Source organism: Floricoccus penangensis, from assembly GCF_001832885.1.
GTDB classification, from domain to species: domain Bacteria; phylum Bacillota; class Bacilli; order Lactobacillales; family Streptococcaceae; genus Floricoccus; species Floricoccus penangensis.
The window spans coordinates 39,334-55,632 of the sequence record NZ_MKIQ01000006.1 but is presented as its reverse complement, the minus strand read 5'-3'; the positions used below and the strand labels follow the sequence as shown (position 1 = coordinate 55,632).

The 16,299-nt window shown below is 34.3% G+C and carries 16 protein-coding genes, 1 tRNA gene and 1 riboswitch; of the genes, 1 reads left to right on the top strand and 16 read right to left on the bottom strand.

Annotated features, from left to right (window positions below):
* Positions 1-249: 249 nt before the first annotated feature.
* The 7 genes from upp to BG262_RS03070 form a co-directional block, all read right to left on the bottom strand.
* Positions 250-879, bottom strand: a complete 630-nt coding sequence (gene upp / locus BG262_RS03100) for a uracil phosphoribosyltransferase (RefSeq protein ID WP_070787441.1) — start codon at positions 877-879, stop codon at positions 250-252.
* A gap of 65 nt (positions 880-944) precedes the next feature.
* Positions 945-2,111, bottom strand: a complete 1,167-nt coding sequence (locus BG262_RS03095) for a MalY/PatB family protein (RefSeq protein WP_070787440.1) — start codon at positions 2,109-2,111, stop codon at positions 945-947.
* 21 nt (positions 2,112-2,132) lie between these two features.
* Positions 2,133-3,218 (bottom strand): cystathionine gamma-synthase, encoded by a 1,086-nt coding sequence (locus tag BG262_RS03090; protein WP_070787439.1) that lies wholly within the window; start codon positions 3,216-3,218, stop codon positions 2,133-2,135.
* Between the two features lie 214 nt (positions 3,219-3,432).
* Positions 3,433-4,704 (bottom strand): nucleobase:cation symporter-2 family protein, encoded by a 1,272-nt coding sequence (locus BG262_RS03085; RefSeq protein ID WP_070787438.1) that lies wholly within the window; start codon positions 4,702-4,704, stop codon positions 3,433-3,435.
* Positions 4,705-4,719: 15 nt separating this feature from the next.
* Positions 4,720-5,301: a xanthine phosphoribosyltransferase gene (locus BG262_RS03080; protein ID WP_070787437.1), complete on the bottom strand. Its 582-nt coding sequence runs from the start codon at positions 5,299-5,301 to the stop codon at positions 4,720-4,722.
* A 76-nt stretch (positions 5,302-5,377) separates the two neighbouring features.
* Positions 5,378-5,473, bottom strand: a riboswitch (purine riboswitch).
* Between the two features lie 360 nt (positions 5,474-5,833).
* Complete coding sequence (gene adhP / locus BG262_RS03075) at positions 5,834-6,847, bottom strand: alcohol dehydrogenase AdhP (RefSeq protein ID WP_070787436.1); 1,014 nt, start codon at positions 6,845-6,847, stop codon at positions 5,834-5,836.
* Positions 6,848-7,001: 154 nt separating this feature from the next.
* Positions 7,002-7,898, bottom strand: coding sequence for a GRP family sugar transporter (locus tag BG262_RS03070; protein WP_070787435.1), 897 nt, complete (start codon positions 7,896-7,898; stop codon positions 7,002-7,004).
* Positions 7,899-8,110: 212 nt separating this feature from the next.
* Here BG262_RS03070 and BG262_RS03065 point away from each other — a divergent pair.
* Positions 8,111-8,183 (top strand) — tRNA-Thr (locus BG262_RS03065).
* Positions 8,184-8,237: 54 nt separating this feature from the next.
* Here the strand turns inward: BG262_RS03065 and BG262_RS03060 are convergent.
* The 9 genes from BG262_RS03060 to brnQ all read right to left on the bottom strand — a co-directional run bounded on the left by BG262_RS03060 (position 8,238) and on the right by brnQ (position 16,228).
* Positions 8,238-8,777, bottom strand: a complete 540-nt coding sequence (locus tag BG262_RS03060) for a GNAT family N-acetyltransferase (RefSeq protein WP_070787434.1) — start codon at positions 8,775-8,777, stop codon at positions 8,238-8,240.
* A gap of 40 nt (positions 8,778-8,817) precedes the next feature.
* Positions 8,818-9,315 (bottom strand): methylated-DNA--[protein]-cysteine S-methyltransferase, encoded by a 498-nt coding sequence (locus BG262_RS03055; RefSeq protein WP_070787433.1) that lies wholly within the window; start codon positions 9,313-9,315, stop codon positions 8,818-8,820.
* Positions 9,316-9,327: 12 nt separating this feature from the next.
* A complete protein-coding gene (locus tag BG262_RS03050) occupies positions 9,328-10,104 on the bottom strand; it encodes a PHP domain-containing protein (protein WP_070787432.1) in 777 nt (258 codons plus the stop codon).
* 93 nt (positions 10,105-10,197) lie between these two features.
* Complete coding sequence (gene ilvA, locus BG262_RS03045; protein ID WP_070787431.1) at positions 10,198-11,451, bottom strand: threonine ammonia-lyase IlvA; 1,254 nt, start codon at positions 11,449-11,451, stop codon at positions 10,198-10,200.
* A 16-nt stretch (positions 11,452-11,467) separates the two neighbouring features.
* Positions 11,468-12,490: a ketol-acid reductoisomerase gene (gene ilvC, locus BG262_RS03040; protein WP_070787430.1), complete on the bottom strand. Its 1,023-nt coding sequence runs from the start codon at positions 12,488-12,490 to the stop codon at positions 11,468-11,470.
* A 251-nt stretch (positions 12,491-12,741) separates the two neighbouring features.
* A complete protein-coding gene (locus BG262_RS03035) occupies positions 12,742-14,091 on the bottom strand; it encodes a PFL family protein (RefSeq protein WP_070787429.1) in 1,350 nt (449 codons plus the stop codon).
* Positions 14,092-14,103: 12 nt separating this feature from the next.
* Positions 14,104-14,370, bottom strand: coding sequence for an ACT domain-containing protein (locus BG262_RS03030; RefSeq protein ID WP_070787428.1), 267 nt, complete (start codon positions 14,368-14,370; stop codon positions 14,104-14,106).
* A 119-nt stretch (positions 14,371-14,489) separates the two neighbouring features.
* Positions 14,490-14,816, bottom strand: coding sequence for a bacteriocin immunity family protein (locus tag BG262_RS03025; protein ID WP_070787427.1), 327 nt, complete (start codon positions 14,814-14,816; stop codon positions 14,490-14,492).
* Positions 14,817-14,881: 65 nt separating this feature from the next.
* Positions 14,882-16,228 carry a branched-chain amino acid transport system II carrier protein gene (gene brnQ, locus BG262_RS03020; protein WP_070787426.1) on the bottom strand — a complete coding sequence of 449 codons (1,347 nt, stop codon included), beginning with the start codon at positions 16,226-16,228 and terminating at the stop codon, positions 14,882-14,884.
* Positions 16,229-16,299 lie beyond the last annotated feature (71 nt).

Genomic DNA, 16,299 nt, shown 5'->3' with positions numbered 1-16,299 from the left:
TTATTATCTTATCATCCCCACATTTGTTTGTCAATAACTTTTTTAAATTTTTAACAATCTTATTTTTAATCTTTTCACTTCTCAATACTACTTAGTTCGATTTTTACTTTTTAAAATTTAAACATTGAGGTAATTTTAAAATAAAATACGAACTATATATCGAATTTGTTCAACTCGATATTTTTATAGTTCGTATTTTTGTAATTTTATTTTTTAATATAATCTAATATATTTACTGACAAGTAGTATTTATTTTGTACCGAATAAACGATCTCCAGCATCTCCAAGACCAGGAACAATATATCCATGTTCATTCAAATGATCATCAAGAGCTGCAGTATAAATATCAATATCTGGATGTGCTTCTTGCAGAGCTTTCACACCCTCTGGTGCTGAAACTAAACATACAAATTTTATATTTGTTGCTCCACGTTTTTTCAAACTATCAATAGCAAGAATTGCTGAACCACCTGTTGCAAGCATAGGGTCAACAACAAAAATTTGACGTTGATCAATATCTTCAGGAAGTTTCACTAGGTATTCTACTGGTTGAAGCGTTTCTTCATCACGGTACATTCCGATATGTCCAACTTTAGCAGCAGGAATCAAGCTTAAAATACCATCAACCATCCCAATACCTGCACGAAGAATAGGTACAATAGCAAGTTTTTTACCAGCTAGTTGTTTTTGAACTGTCTTAGTTATAGGTGTTTCAATTTCAACGTCTTCTAGTGGAAGATTTCTACTGATTTCGTATCCCATAAGCATAGCAATTTCGTTTACAATCTCGCGAAATTCTTTTGTTCCAGTCTTAGTTTGACGAATAATCGTTAATTTGTGTTGAATAAGTGGATGATCAATTACTTGAAAAGTTCCCATTTTAAGTCTCCTCTATTATTTCTATGATAATTATAGCAAAAAAAACTCAAAAATAAACTCAGATATCACTTAATCTTTGCAAGAGTATCAGCAATGCGTTTACAAGCTTCCTTAATTATTTCTAAAGGAGCTGCGACATTTAACCTAGCATGTGCTTGTCCTTCTGGACCAAAATCTATACCTTGATTAAGTTCCACTTTTGCATCTTCCATTAATGATCTGTGTAATTCCAAATCGTCTAATCCATACTCTGTAAAATCTAGCCATAAAAGATATGTCCCTTGAGGCTTCATAACTTTTAAGATGGGAGCATGTACTTTAAAGTATTCTATTAAATAATTAATATTATCTTCTAAGACAACTTTTAATTCTTCCAACCATTCCAAACCATTGTTATAAGCAACTTCAGTTGCAATATAGCCAATTGTAGAAATTTCTGACTGATTATTTCTTAGCTGAATAGCTCTAAATTCCTCTCTTAACTCTGAATTTTCTATAATAGCAAAAGAATTTTTGGTACCAGCAATGTTAAACGTTTTTGTAGCAGCAGTTAGTACAACTGTAAAATCAGAAAAATCAGGATTAACGGTATTTATAGAATGATGAGTATTTCCAAAAAGAACTAAATCCTGATGAATTTCATCAGCAAGTAAAATTACTCCATGTTTTTTACATAGTTGACCAATCTTAACTAACTCTTCTTTTGACCACACGCGTCCTCCAGGATTATGAGGACTACATAGAATATAAAGCTTCACATCATTTTCTACAATATCTTGTTCGAGTCTTTCAAAATCTATTTCAAATCGGCCGTCATGTTCCAAAAGGGAATTTGCAACTAATTTTCTTTCATTAAGTTTAATCGTTCTGGCAAAAGGATGATAGACCGGACTATTTATTATAATAGCATCGCCAACTTCTGTATATGCTTGGATTGCTATTGAAATACCTGGAACAACTCCATCTATAAAAGTAATATCATCCTTAGTAATTTTATATCCATGCTCACTTGACTCCCAGTTTATTATTGCTTGATATAAACTGTCAGGTGCGTAAGAATAACCATAAACATCATAATCTGCAAAATTTTTAATAGCCTCTTTAATCTCAGGCAACACTTGAAAATCCATGTCAGCAATCCATAAAGGCAAGAGCTCGGGATTAGTTTCTGTTTCCACCCACTTTATACTATGAGTATTTAATCTATTTGGTTTATCAGTAAAATTATACATAAGTTACCTTTCTTCTATAAGTTAATCTAATACTTTATCTAAATCATCAATTAAATCCTTAACTGATTCAATACCAATTGATAAGCGGAGCAAGTTATCTGTTAGCCCATATGATTCTCTAATTTCTACTGGAATATCAGCATGTGTCTGACTTGTTGGATAGGTAATTAAACTTTCTACACCACCAAGACTCTCAGCAAAAGTAATAACTTTAAGATTATTTAAAATATGAGGAATTTTTTTAGCATCATGAATTTTGAAACTAATCATACCACCCTTACCTGGATAGATGACTTCTTCAACCTCTTCTTTGGTTCTTAAAAAATCAACTATTTTTTGTGCATTTTCAGTTGATCTCTCCATACGCAGGGCTAAAGTTTTTATTCCTCGCATCAACAAATAACTATCAAATGGAGATAGTACAGCCCCAGTCGTATTAAGATTAAAAATCAATTTTTGATATAGTTCTTCTTCTTTAACAATCACAGCTCCTGCCAAAACGTCATTATGTCCTGAAAGATACTTTGTAGCTGAATGAAGAACAATATCTGCACCTAGTTCTAATGGTTTTTGATAAATTGGAGTATAGAAAGTATTATCGACAATTACCTTTGCTCCATGGGAATGGGCAATTTTTGCTAGTTTTTCAATATCTACTTCTACCATTAGTGGATTTGTTGGGCTTTCAATATAGACTATATCCGTAGCATCATCAATAGCGGCTTCAAACTCCGCTTGATTATTTACATAGTAAAAATTAAATCTTCCCTCTTCTTCTTTTTGTTGGAACCACCTATAACTACCACCGTATAAGTCACGGCTTGACACTACTTTTGCTCCAACTGGAAAAATCTCAAAGGCAAGAACAATTGCACTCATACCACTTGAGGTAGCAAGTGCATAATTTCCAGATTCTATTAATGCCAAGGTCTCTTCTAGTGTTGCTCTTGTTGGATTTTTAGTCCTAGTGTAGTCGAAGCCTGTTGACTGACCAAACTCTGGATGCTGATAAGTAGTTGAAAAATGTAAGGGTGCGGTCAATGCTCCAGTCTCTTTATCTGAGTTTACACCCGTATGGGCCAAAATTGTTTCTATATCCTTTACCATAAAAGACTCCCTTTTCTTTTTATGCAACATTATATCATTATTATAGACTATAAACATATCCACACTTATAGTTATTAGCTATAAAAACTTATAGGTTTGTAAGTTGAATAGTGTTTCAGATAGAAGAAAGTTAAGGAACTTTGAAGAATTTCTTAACTTAGTCAGGCAAGTAAAAAACAGATAAATTTCTTTATCTGCTTAATTCAATATTATTTTATTTATCATTCTTACCTGAATTAAAGATAAGGTTAAGGACGATAGAGACAACTGCAGCAATTACAATTCCGTTTGTTAGGAACATTTGAGCATTTTGTGGGAAAGATTGGAAAAGGTTTGTTCCGTTAAATCCAACTCCACTAGCAACCGAAACTGCCGCGATTAATAAATTATGTTCATTATTTTTGAAGTCGATATGTGTAAGCATACGGATACCTTGAAGGGCTACCATACCAAACATTACGAGCATTCCTCCACCGAGAACTGGTTCTGGAATCATCTGAGCAAGAGCTCCGAACTTTGGAAGCAAACCAAGAATTACAAGAAAGGCTGCTGTGTAGTAAATCGGTTTACGAGATCTGATACCTGAAAGTTGAACAAGTCCTACGTTTTGTGAGAAACCTGTATATGGGAAGGTATTGAAGATACCACCTAAGATAACGGCTAAGCCTTCTGCGCGGTAACCATTTCTTAAACGTGTTTCTGTCAACTCTTCACCGGTAATATCAGCAAGGGCAAAGTATACACCTGTTGACTCAACTAGAGAAACTAAAGCGATAATACACATCATTATGATACTTGATAACTCAAAAACTGGTTTACCGAAATAAAATGGAGTTGGTACGTGAACCCATGGAGCGCTAGCTAAAGCACTAGTGTCGACTACTCCGAAGAATCCTCCAATTATTGTTCCAACTACTAAACCAATAAGAATAGCGATTGAACGGATGAATCCTTTGAAAAAATAATTAATTGCTAAAATGATAAATATTGTTGTAAAGGCAAGGATTACACTTTGCATTGTTGGTGCGTCAGAATTTCCTCCCATGTTACCTACAGCTACTGGAATAAGTGTTAAACCAATAGTTGTAATTACGCTACCTGTAACAATTGGTGGAAAGAGACTTCTAATTTTCGAAAAGACCCCTGCAATTAATACTACAAAGATACCTGAAGCAATTACTGAACCGAACATTGCTCCAGCTCCGTGCTTAGCTCCAATAATTGAAAGCGGTGCTACAGACTGAAATGCTACACCTAAAACTACTGGTAAACCGATACCAAAATACTTGTTAAGTTGTAATTGAAGGAAAGTTGCAACTCCACACATGAAAATATCAGTTGAAATTAGATATGTTAATTGTTGAGGGCTATAGTTTAAAGCACCAGCAATAAGAATAGGAACTAAAATACTTCCTGAATACATAGCAAGCAAATGTTGTAAACCTAATACAGCTGCTTGACCATTTTTATTTTCATTAAATTCCATTTTATTTATCCCTCCTTATGCATCTGCTTGTGCGAAGACAACTTGACCATCTTCGAACTTAGCAACTCTAGCAAGAGATACTACTCTATAACCAGCATCTTCAAGAGATTTTCTTCCATCTTGGAAAGATTTTTCAATTACGATACCAACTCCCTCAATATCAGCTCCAACTTCTTTAATTATTTTAATTAAACCAAGAGCTGCTTGACCGTTTGCAAGGAAATCGTCAATGATTAGAACTTTATCATCAGGACTCAAGAATTTACGGGAAATTGACACAGTACTTGTGATTTGTTTTGTAAATGAGTAAACTTCAGCAGTAAGTAACTCTTCATTCATAGTAATATTTTTTGATTTTTTTGCAAAAATCATAGGAACATCAAGAGCTTCTGCTACATATACTGCTGGGGCGATACCACTTGCTTCAATAGTAACAACCTTTGTAATTCCTGCATCAGCAAAAGTTTCAGCAAATTGTTTTCCAATTTCCTTCATTAGCTTGTAGTCAACTTGGTGAGTTAAAAAATTATCGACTTTAAGAACGCTATCTCCTAAAACACGTCCATCAGCTTTAATTCTTTCTTCAAGTAATTGCATTATTCCTTATTCTCCTATCTTTCTTCAAAATAAAAACTAGCCACTTATGTGAAAGTGTGCTAGCCCATTCGAAAATGATAAGACGACTTTCACTCATTGTCGAACATTCCGGTGTTCGGTAGAAACGCTTGGCCAATTCCAAGTATAAATAAGTGATAACTAAGATTTTACTTTAAAATATGTACATTCGACATTCATATTGCTCTTTTATTAGCATTATGACATTCAACAGAGATAATTATATCATCTTTTTCTTAAAAATCTATAATATCCGACAAATTTTTACTTTTACACATCTAATTGTTCGTTTTTGACCACATTACAGCACTTGTCAAAGAAATTTCATTTTATTAATTAATAATAATCAACAAAAAAAGTCTAACTTTACTAGAGCTAGACTTAGGAGTTTAATTTATGAAAAAGTTTTTACAGCAAATTTAAGGCTGTTTTTTTAGGAGTAAAGTTAGTATATCTTTAAAAACTTAATGAAAACTAAAAGACCGGCATAAACTTTATACCGGTTTGTTATCTATTATTTTTCAGAAAAATCTATTACCATTCTTCCTTGAATTTTACCTGATAGCATTTCATCAAAGATATCATTTATTTCTTCAATTTTACGTGTCTTGTATTTTGGAACAACTTTTCCTTCGGCAGCAAATTGGAAAGCTTCTGCTAAATCTTGGCGTGTTCCCACAAGCGAACCTTTAACAATAATTCCATCTAGAACTAGACGAGGAATATTTAAATCCATACTTTCTGATGGTAATCCTACAGCTACAATAGTTCCAGCTGCTCTAACTGCATCTACTGCTGAGTTAAATGCTTGCTTAGATACGGCAGTTACTACAGCTGCATGAGCTCCACCAACTTTTTCTTGAATCACTTTAGCTGCATCTTCTTTAAGTGGATTAATAAGTAAATCAGCTCCAAATTCTTTGGCGAATTCTAATTGTGCATCGTTAGTATCGATTCCAATAACTTTAGCTCCGAAAACATTTTTTGCATATTGTAAAGCTAAGTTTCCTAATCCACCTAATCCATAAATTGCAATCCATTGACCTGGTCTGATGTTTGATTCTTTAATTGCTTTGTAAGTTGTTACACCAGCACAGGTAACACTGCTTGCTGCTGCTGGATCAAGATCCTCTGGAACTTTAACAGCGTAGTCGGCATCTACAATACATTCTTCAGCCATTCCTCCATCAACGCTATATCCAGAATTTTGTACGTTACGGCAAAGTGTCTCATTACCTTCTACACAGTATTCACAATGGCCACAGGCATTATACATCCAGGCAACACTAGCCCTATCGCCAACTTTTAAGCTAGTCACATCATTACCAACTGCAACTACACGACCAATGCCCTCATGTCCAAGAACACGCCCTTCAACATCTCCAAAATCTCCATCTTTTACGTGTAAATCTGTATGGCATACACCACAGTACTCCATCTTAAGTAATGCTTCATTAGCATTTAATGGACGTAATTCTTTTTCAACTACATCTACCTTTTTGTCTTTAGCTACTACTGCTGCTTTCATTTTGATCCTCCATATATTTTTTTGAAAACGCTATCATTTTATGTGATTATTTTATCATTATAAATCGAAATTGACAATAATTTATTGTGATTTTTTACGAATATCAAAAAAAAGAACATAAAAAACCACCTACATGTAGATGGTCATAAAAAATCTATATGAGTGCAGTAATTATAGCTCCAATAACTACTAAAATAATGCCAACTAAAAAATATTTAAACTCTTTTTTAGTTTTGTGTTCATGAAGTAAATAGATTCCACTAAATCCTCCAATTACCAGATTTAATTGTGAGAAGGTGAAGGCTGTTGCAAGCCCCAGATAACTGGTTGATGCTATCATCAAACACATATTACCGATTGCCCATAAAAATCCAATCGAAGTAGATTTCCATACTGGAATTTTCTTAAAACCAGTAAGTGGATTACTTTTGCTTACTACTGCATAGATAATCAAGGCACCTACCATACCACCAATTGCTTGAGGTAATAATAAACTATTTGTAAATTCTCTGTTACCTTCAATATGATTAAAATATTGATAAGCTTTTGGCAGTACTGAATATAATCCTCCAAAAACTCCTGCTACTAAAACGCTTATTATTCCTTTGGTTGAAATTTTAGATTTTGTTTTATCAGAACCTTCTTGATAACTTGTCAAAGATGCTCCTGCAATTACTAGTATAATAGAAACAATCCCAAGTATCCATTGCATAGGTTGTGTCCATTCATGAAAAAGGAAAGCACCTAATAAAGAATTTAATATTAATTGAAGTGCTGCAACTAAAGGCACTGTTTTTGATACTCCTAGCTCTGTCATGGCAGCAAATTGTCCGATATTTGCAAGCGACAACAGAAATCCGCTAGCAAATCCTACGACAAATAGGGCTGGCGACATAAAAGTTGCACTAAATATAGTGATAACAGTAGAAAAAATTAGGAACCCTGTCATAGATCCAAGAGTTGCTTCCTCTGGCTTAGCTTTGGTCTTAGCTAAAGCAAGTCCAATTAACCCCCAAGCAAAAGCTGGAACTAAGGCTATTAAATACATCATAAATTTATTTCTCTTTCTAGACAAAATTTATCTTAAAATTCTGACATTTACATTTAAAAATAAAAAAAATCCTAATATCTATTGTTATATTCTAATACTTTTTTATTGAAATATCAATATTCTTAGTACTTTATTTCACAAATAAAGTGTAAAAGAAACTTATATACGGCATATTTTCAAGTGAAACAACATTTGCTATAATAAAAACATAAGCCGCAATAGCTCAGTCGGTAGAGCAGCACCATGGTAAGGTGAAGGTCGTCAGTTCGATTCTGATTTGTGGCATAATGACGTTAAAATAACTGTGAGATTTAATCTACCTCACAGTTATTTTTTATTTTATCTATTTAACCAATCTTCACGCCTAATTTTTGAGAAAGCTTCATCTATATGTTTATCTAGAAATTTGGCATAAGCATTGTTTTCAATATGACTAAACTTGAAACCCAATTTTTCTTGTACTCTCTTTGATTTGTCATTTTCAATGAAGTAACCATACCATACATTATCTTTCTTAAGTTCATTGAAAGCTAAGGCAAGCAAGGCATTGATTGCTTCAGGAACCAAACCTTGCCCCCAAAATGGAGCACCAATCCAACAACCTATTTCCGTATCATTTTCATCTGCAAATGACTTCAAGTCTTCACCAAATTTCAGATTTACGCAGCCAATAGCCTTGTCAATACCTTTCAAGGTAATAGCAAAAGTGTAATCATCACTCAAGTATTTTCTAATACTTTCAAGACTATATTCTACACTTTCATGTACTGGCCAACCAGCTGATGGGCCAATTCTCGGGTCAGAAGCGTACTCAAATAAACTTTCTGCGTCGATATCATTCCATGGTCGAAGAATCGTTCTTTCAGTTTCAATTATCATATTTAACTCCTAAAACAATGTTTAACTTTATTATTAATTATCATTTTTCATATCTAATATTCTCTAAATCCAAAAACTTCATTTTATTCTCAAGACCACCAGCATAGCCTGTCAGTGTTCTGTCAGAACCTAATACACGATGACATGGAATTATAATTGATATTGGATTATGTCCTACTGCTCCACCTACTGACTGAGGGGAGGATTTGAGTCCATTGTCTTTCATCATTTGTGATAGTTGACCATAAGTCACTATTTGACCATAAGGAATTTGAGTCAAAAGTTTCCATACCTCTTGCCGAAATTCTGTACCTTTAGGATTTAGTGGTGGACAAAAATTAGGATTGGCTCCTGAAAAGTATAAATCTAACCACCTTTTTGTCTCAGCAAAAACAGGAAGGTCAATACTTTCAGATGACTGATCTATACCTAGCCCATAATATTTTTGATTTTTTATCCAAAGTCCCGTCAAAGATTGACCATCACTGGCTATAGTTAGCGTTCCTACTGGACTCTCAATATCTTTAATATATTTCATTTTTTTCGTCTCTTATCTTAGAGGTCGCATTTTTAAATCGTTAGTATATTCAGCAACTTCGCTTATCTTATACTTCAATAAAAATTCTCTCATTTTATCAAATTTATTACCATACTGATCAAGACTATGAGCATCAGACCCCAATGTGAATAGTCTGCCACCCAAACCAATATACTTTTCAACCATATACGAGTATAGTTTCTCGTTACCATAAAGGTACATACTTTTAGCATTTAATTCCAGCGACATCTCTTTACCCACTGTAAGGTGAATTATTTTATCTAAATATTTTTTTGCATAAGAATCTAATTGTTCTGGAGTGACATCTAGCTTACGCAAAGCATAGTCGAAATGGGCGAGTACGTTTGCTGATACATGACTTTCCAAAGCCTGAATCATTCGATTAAAATAATCATCAAGCACTTGATCGACTGGTAAGGTAGTCACAATATCGTCCATGAAATCAAATTTTCCATTGTGGTGAACCGACAATAGTTTTAAGGCATATGTCTTACCATCGAGATATTTAAGTGTTTCTTCTTCCTTCTCTGGGAAAAAGCCAATTTCTATTCCCTTATAAGCACGATTATTATATTTTTCATTTAATTCCCTGATTTTTTTATCATAGCTAGGATAATCTGGGAAATCATTTTTACCAGTTACAGGATTTGCCACATCCATGTGCTCTGTTGTGACAATATTATTTTCATTACTTATAAAATAGTTTTCGATATTTTCTTCTGAATCGAAAGAAAAGTTTGAATGTAAATGTTGATCGTAAATTTTCATGATTTCTCCTTTATTATTTATTGCAATTATAGCACTTTTGAAAAATTTGTTGGTAAATAAAGAAAAACACGCAATCACGCGCGTTATGATTTTCTATACTAAAAGACTGTACAAGCTATTGTTTGATTCTAAGTCAATAAATGTTGGATCAAACTGAGTCATTCGTGATATAAGAGCTTCATAATCTTCCTTGTCACTTAGAAGGACACCAACTAGTGCTGGTCCTTGACCGCGATTTGCTTTCTTCATGTATTCAAATCGTGTAATATCATCTCCGGCCCCTAGAACATCACTTACGAACTCACGTAACGCTCCTGGTCTTTGCGGAAAATTAATGATGAAGTAATGTTTCAGTCCTTGATAAACTAAACTTCTTTCTTCAATTTCTGGCATGCGATTTATATCATTATTACCTCCGCTGATGATACAAACTACATTTTTACCTTCTATTTGATCAGCAATTATATCCAAGGCTGCAACAGTTGCGGCACCTGCTGGTTCTACAACTATACCCTGTTTAGAATAAAGATCGATTATAGTACCAGCAATCAACCCTTCATCAACTGTTACTAGCTCATCTACATTATTTCTAGCTATTTCATAGGTTTTTTGACCGACTTGTTGAACTGCAATTCCATCAGCAAATTTATCAATTTTCTCTAATCTTACTGGATGTCCCTTGTCAAAAGCTGCTTGCATGCTAGGTGCACCTGCAGCTTCTACTCCAATAATCTTAGTACTTGGACTAACTGATTTTGCATAGGTCGATACACCCGAAATCAATCCTCCACCACCAACTGCTGATAGGAGAAAGTCAATAGCTACATTTTCTTTATTAGCATCTTCAAATATTTCATAAGCTACTGTTCCTTGCCCTGCAATAACATCATAATCATCAAAGGGATCTACAAAAGTCATATCATGTTCTTGTGAAAATTCTTTAGCTGCTTTAGCTGATTCATCAAATGCATCACCGACAAGAGCTATAGTCACATGTTCTCCCCCAAAAAATTTAACTTGAGTAATTTTTTGTTGTGGAGTGGTTGTTGGCATAAAGATTGTTGCTGGAGCTCTTAATTGATGACAAGTATAAGCAACGCCTTGAGCATGGTTCCCTGCACTGGCTGCTACAACTCCCTTAGCTAATTTATCAGCTGGTAGGTTTGAAATAGCATAAAACGCTCCTCTTAATTTAAAGGAGCGTACAAGCTGAACATTTTCTTGTTTAAGATAAATGTTTGCTTGATATTTTTCAGACAGGGATGGATCTTTTATAAGAGGTGTCCTAGAAACAACATCCTTTAGTATCTCTTGGGCTCTTAAAATTCTATCTACTGTAAATTCCATCTGTTCTTTCTAATTATTATTCATAAATCTTGAAGGCATCTTCATCACCTGATTGAGTAAATGGCATTGCAGCTCGTAATTCTGCACCTACTTTTTCAATTTCTAGATTTTTTGCACGTTCACGATATTCTTTCATCTTAGGATTACCTGCTTTATGATCATCCATAAATTCTTGAGCAAATTTACCTGATTGAATATCTTTAAGAACTTCACGCATATTATCTTTTACTTGTTCAGTAATTAAACGTGGACCAGCTGTATAATCTCCAAATTCTGCTGTATTTGAAATTGATTGACGCATCTTCTTGAATCCACCTTCATAGAATAGATCTACGATCAGTTTCATCTCATGCAATACTTCAAAGTATGCAAGTTCTGGAGCATAACCTGCCTCTGTAAGCACTTCAAAACCTGCTTCAATTAGGGCTGTTACACCACCACATAGAACTGCCTGTTCACCAAATAAATCTTCTTCTGTTTCTTCCCTGAAAGATGTCTCAAGCATACCAACACGCGCAGCACCTACACCACGTCCCCAGTCCATTGCAATATCGCGAGCTGTACCTGTAGCATCTTGATAAACAGCAAACAATGCAGGAACACCAAATCCATCTTCAAATGTACGACGTACAAGATGTCCTGGTCCCTTAGGTGCTAACATAAATACATCAGCAGTTTCTGGTGGTTGGATAAATCCAAAATGAATATTAAATCCATGACCAAATCCAATTGCTACTCCGTCCTTTAAGTTAGGTTCAATTTCGTTTTTATAAAGTTCACCCTGAATTTCATCTGGTGCTAAAATCATTACAACATCAGCTTGAGCTACTGCATCAGCTACTGGATATACATCAAACCCATCATCTTTGGCTTTATCAAATGATTTACCCGGTCTGATACCAATAATTACATCTTGGCCACTGTCACGTAAATTTTGAGCATGGGCATGACCTTGGCTTCCGTATCCAATTACTGCAATTTTTTTACCTTCAAGAGCATTTTCTTTAACATCGTTTTCATAATACATAGTTACTGGCATTTATAAATTCTCCTTTTTGAATTTTATATAATGTTACAATTTTTCTGACAATTTATCAAGGGGAATTGTGGAGTTTTTTTGAAATATTATATAATTTTCTGAATAAAGCGTTTGCTAATTTTTAAAACATGCTTTTCAGTTACTTTTTTCAGTTATTTATAGTTAATAATTATCGATTTAAGCAATGTAATCTTTGAAGTTGAAGTTAGATATTTTCTATAAAAAAACGACAGCATATGCTATCGTAATAATTAATTTTTAAATGAATGAATAGGTGCTGGAATTCGACCACCGCGTTCAATAAAATCTATTGACTTTGCATCGTTAACCTTCATGACTGGAGCTGTTCCAAGAAGTCCACCAAACTCTACCATATCGCCAACTTTAGTATCCTTGGCTGGGATAATACGGACGGCTGTAGTCTTATGGTTAATTACCCCAATTGCTGCTTCATCTGCTATCATGGCAGCAATAGTAGAAGCTGGTGTATCACCTGGAATAGCAATCATATCTAGTCCAACAGAACAGATTGCAGTCATCGCTTCAAGCTTTTCAAGATTTAAATGACCGGTTTCTACAGCTTTAATCATCCCTGCATCTTCTGATACTGGGATAAAGGCACCTGATAATCCACCAACATGATTACAAGCCATTACTCCACCTTTTTTAACAGCATCGTTAAGGAGGGCAAGGGCTGCAGTTGTTCCATGCGTTCCAACTGATTCGAGACCCATTTCTTCAAGAATTTGTGCAACACTATCTCCTACTGCAGGAGTCGGAGCAAGGGATAAGTCAACAATACCGAAAGGTACACCTAATCGTTCCGAAGCAATTCGTCCAACCATTTGTCCCATACGTGTAATCTTAAATGCTGTTTTCTTAACAGTTTCAGCAACCACATCAAATGATTGACCTTTAACTTTTTCAAGAGCCTTGTAAACAACTCCTGGACCTGAAACACCAACATTTATTTCACAGTCAGCTTCTCCTACTCCATGGAAAGCCCCGGCCATAAAAGGATTATCTTCAACTGCATTAGCGAATACAACAAGCTTAGCGCATCCCATATCTGAAGCTGCAGCTGTCTCCTTAATAGTTTCACCCATTAATTTAACAGCATCCATATTTATACCCGCCTTAGTAGAGCCGATATTTACTGAAGAGCAGACAAAATTTGTTTGAGCTAGAGCTTGTGGAATTGATTTAATAAGTTCAATATCACTTCCTTGATATCCTTTTTCAACTAGAGCAGAATACCCCCCAATAAAGTTTACACCAACTTCTTGTGCAACACGGTCAAGAGTTTGGGCATATTTAACACATTCTTCTGAACTTGCTTTAGCTGCAGATGCCACAATGGCAATGGGAGTTACCGAAATTCTCTTATTAATGATTGGAATACCGTACTCAGCTTCAATTGCTTCCCCAACGCTGACTAAATCACGCGCTTTTGTTGTGATTTTATCATAAATTTTTTGACAAGCCTTATCAACATCAGCATCCATACAGTCCAACAATGAAATTCCCATTGTAATTGTACGAATATCTAGATTCTCCTCATCAACCATTCTAATTGTTTCAAGTATTTGATTTGATTCCATGATTTCTCCTTATTATAGCTTATGCATGGCATCAAAGATCTCTGCATTTTGAATAGTAATCTTCACCGCAAGTTCTTCACTAAGGCTATCAAACTCTGTCCTTAATTGGCTAAAATCTGAATCATGTGGCAATGTCAAAGACATAATCATTGTAAAATAATCATCCATGATTGTTTGACTGATATCTTCAATATTAATATCCAATTGAGAAAGTTTGTTACTTACAGCAGCAACAATCCCTACCTTATCTTTTCCGATTACTGTTAAAATCCCACGCATATTTTAATTTCTCCTTTGAATTTTTTAACATTATATCATAAACTTGATATATTTTCTTTATATATTTAATAAAAAACGAACGACAAGTTTTATTTAACACTTATCGTTCATCTTTTGTGTTATTGATTTCCATTTACTCCAAATATTGTTGAATATCCTTTAGCAGAGTTACCAATATTTTTTAAAGTATCTGAATCGTTACTTATAGATAGAAAAAGTTTTCCAGCTTCCCCTGGTAATTGATTTTTTACAGCATAAATTCTAAGTTCAGAAAAAAGTCTATATGATAAATTATCTAAATTTCTTTTTTTACCCAACTCCAAATATGCATTTTCAAAAATCTGGCGAATTTCTGGCAGTAAATTTTCTGTTTCATAAGCAGTATGTATTCTTTCTAAAAATTCATCTACTTCTTGATTTTCAATTTCTTTCTTATCTTCCTTCATTTTATCTCCCTTATATTATGGCAATAGAATACCACTTTAAGGCAATTTGTAAAGGATAGATTAATTTACTTTTTTCTAGAAAGAATATACCAGACGTATCCAATTACAAACCCTATAAGTGCAGGAGTAATCCAACCCATACCTAAACTATAAAAGGGAATATGAGCATTGGCAAACTTGAGCATACTCTGAGCGAAATCAGTTTTTTGAACCCATTCTGGACATACTTTTATAGCGTCAAAGAATGAGGCAACTAAGGTTAGTAGAGTAGTCATTTGATAAACCCGCTTGTCGTTATTAAACAAAGGACCTGCAAGTGACAATAGAATTAAAGTTATTGCTAGTGGGTAAATAAAGAATAATACTGGCAGTGAATAAGAAATAATATTATTTAATCCAAAGTTAGCAAAGATACATGGTAGGAAACTTGCAAATACCGCAAATACATTATAAGAAATACTCGGGAATAGCTCAGCAAAAGTTTCTGAAAAGGCAGTAATTAGTCCAATTGCTGTTTTTAAACATGCTACGATTACAATAAGTGCAAGAAGGACTGACCCACCAGTTCCCAAATAATACTTAGCAATTTGAGCAAGGGCAATCCCACCGTTCTCGCTCATTTCAAATTTTCCAAGACTCATGGCACCCATGTAAGAAAGACAAGTATAAATCAATCCCATCAAGAGAAGTGTGATAACACCTGACTTAACTGTATCCTTTGCAATCTCAGAAGGTTCTTCAACTCCTTTTGAACGAATAGCATTAATAACGATAATACCGAAGGCTAGTGATGCTAATGCATCAAGAGTATTATATCCATCAGTAAAACCTGTCAGAAAAGCATTACTAACATAAGCTTCTTGTACTGCAGAGCCAGAGACTGAACCCATTGGATTTAAGAAAGCTAAAAAAATTAGCACTCCTAAAAGAAGTAAAAATATAGGGTTCAAGAACTTACCGACATAATCCAATATTTTACCTGGTTTTCTAGATACTGCCCAAGCTACTACAAAGAAAACTATACTGAATATTGCTAAAACCAACTTGGTATTTTGCTCGGGAACAAATGGCGCTATACCAATCTGATATGATGTTGTAGCAAGACGTGGTAAAGCAAAGAATGGACCAATAACAAGGTACAAAAGAATTGTAAAGACATAGGCATATCCTTTATTAACTCGTTTAGCCATATCAAATAGGCCATTTGAACGAGTGAGTCCCATTGCGATAACACCTAAAAATGGCAATCCAATAGCTGTCACTAGGAAACCTAGATTGGCCATCAAGACATTCCCACCGGCTGCTTGTCCCATATGGACAGGGAATATTAGGTTACCTGCACCAAAAAATAGGCCAAACAACATTGAGCCTATAAAAAAGTAATCTTTTTTAGTTAATTTGTTGCTATTCATAAAAAATTGCTCCTCAATAAAATAATATAGGACTTATAATATCATAATTTAGCAACAATTTCATGATTTTT

What these genes read in the sequence shown, in the direction of transcription:
- upp (WP_070787441.1), bottom strand. Translation starts at nt 879, where the DNA reads ATGGGAACTTTTCAAGTAATTGATCATCCACTTATTCAACACAAATTA.
- ilvC (WP_070787430.1), bottom strand. Translation starts at nt 12,490, where the DNA reads ATGCCAGTAACTATGTATTATGAAAACGATGTTAAAGAAAATGCTCTT.
- brnQ (WP_070787426.1), bottom strand. Translation starts at nt 16,228, where the DNA reads ATGAATAGCAACAAATTAACTAAAAAAGATTACTTTTTTATAGGCTCA.
- BG262_RS03035 (WP_070787429.1), bottom strand. Translation starts at nt 14,091, where the DNA reads ATGGAATCAAATCAAATACTTGAAACAATTAGAATGGTTGATGAGGAG.
- BG262_RS03080 (WP_070787437.1), bottom strand. Translation starts at nt 5,301, where the DNA reads ATGCAATTACTTGAAGAAAGAATTAAAGCTGATGGACGTGTTTTAGGA.
- adhP (WP_070787436.1), bottom strand. Translation starts at nt 6,847, where the DNA reads ATGAAAGCAGCAGTAGTAGCTAAAGACAAAAAGGTAGATGTAGTTGAA.
- BG262_RS03055 (WP_070787433.1), bottom strand. Translation starts at nt 9,315, where the DNA reads ATGAAATATATTAAAGATATTGAGAGTCCAGTAGGAACGCTAACTATA.
- BG262_RS03025 (WP_070787427.1), bottom strand. Translation starts at nt 14,816, where the DNA reads ATGAAGGAAGATAAGAAAGAAATTGAAAATCAAGAAGTAGATGAATTT.
- BG262_RS03070 (WP_070787435.1), bottom strand. Translation starts at nt 7,898, where the DNA reads ATGATGTATTTAATAGCCTTAGTTCCAGCTTTTGCTTGGGGGTTAATT.
- ilvA (WP_070787431.1), bottom strand. Translation starts at nt 11,451, where the DNA reads ATGGAATTTACAGTAGATAGAATTTTAAGAGCCCAAGAGATACTAAAG.
- BG262_RS03030 (WP_070787428.1), bottom strand. Translation starts at nt 14,370, where the DNA reads ATGCGTGGGATTTTAACAGTAATCGGAAAAGATAAGGTAGGGATTGTT.
- BG262_RS03090 (WP_070787439.1), bottom strand. Translation starts at nt 3,218, where the DNA reads ATGGTAAAGGATATAGAAACAATTTTGGCCCATACGGGTGTAAACTCA.
- BG262_RS03050 (WP_070787432.1), bottom strand. Translation starts at nt 10,104, where the DNA reads ATGAAAATTTACGATCAACATTTACATTCAAACTTTTCTTTCGATTCA.
- BG262_RS03060 (WP_070787434.1), bottom strand. Translation starts at nt 8,777, where the DNA reads ATGATAATTGAAACTGAAAGAACGATTCTTCGACCATGGAATGATATC.
- BG262_RS03095 (WP_070787440.1), bottom strand. Translation starts at nt 2,111, where the DNA reads ATGTATAATTTTACTGATAAACCAAATAGATTAAATACTCATAGTATA.
- BG262_RS03085 (WP_070787438.1), bottom strand. Translation starts at nt 4,704, where the DNA reads ATGGAATTTAATGAAAATAAAAATGGTCAAGCAGCTGTATTAGGTTTA.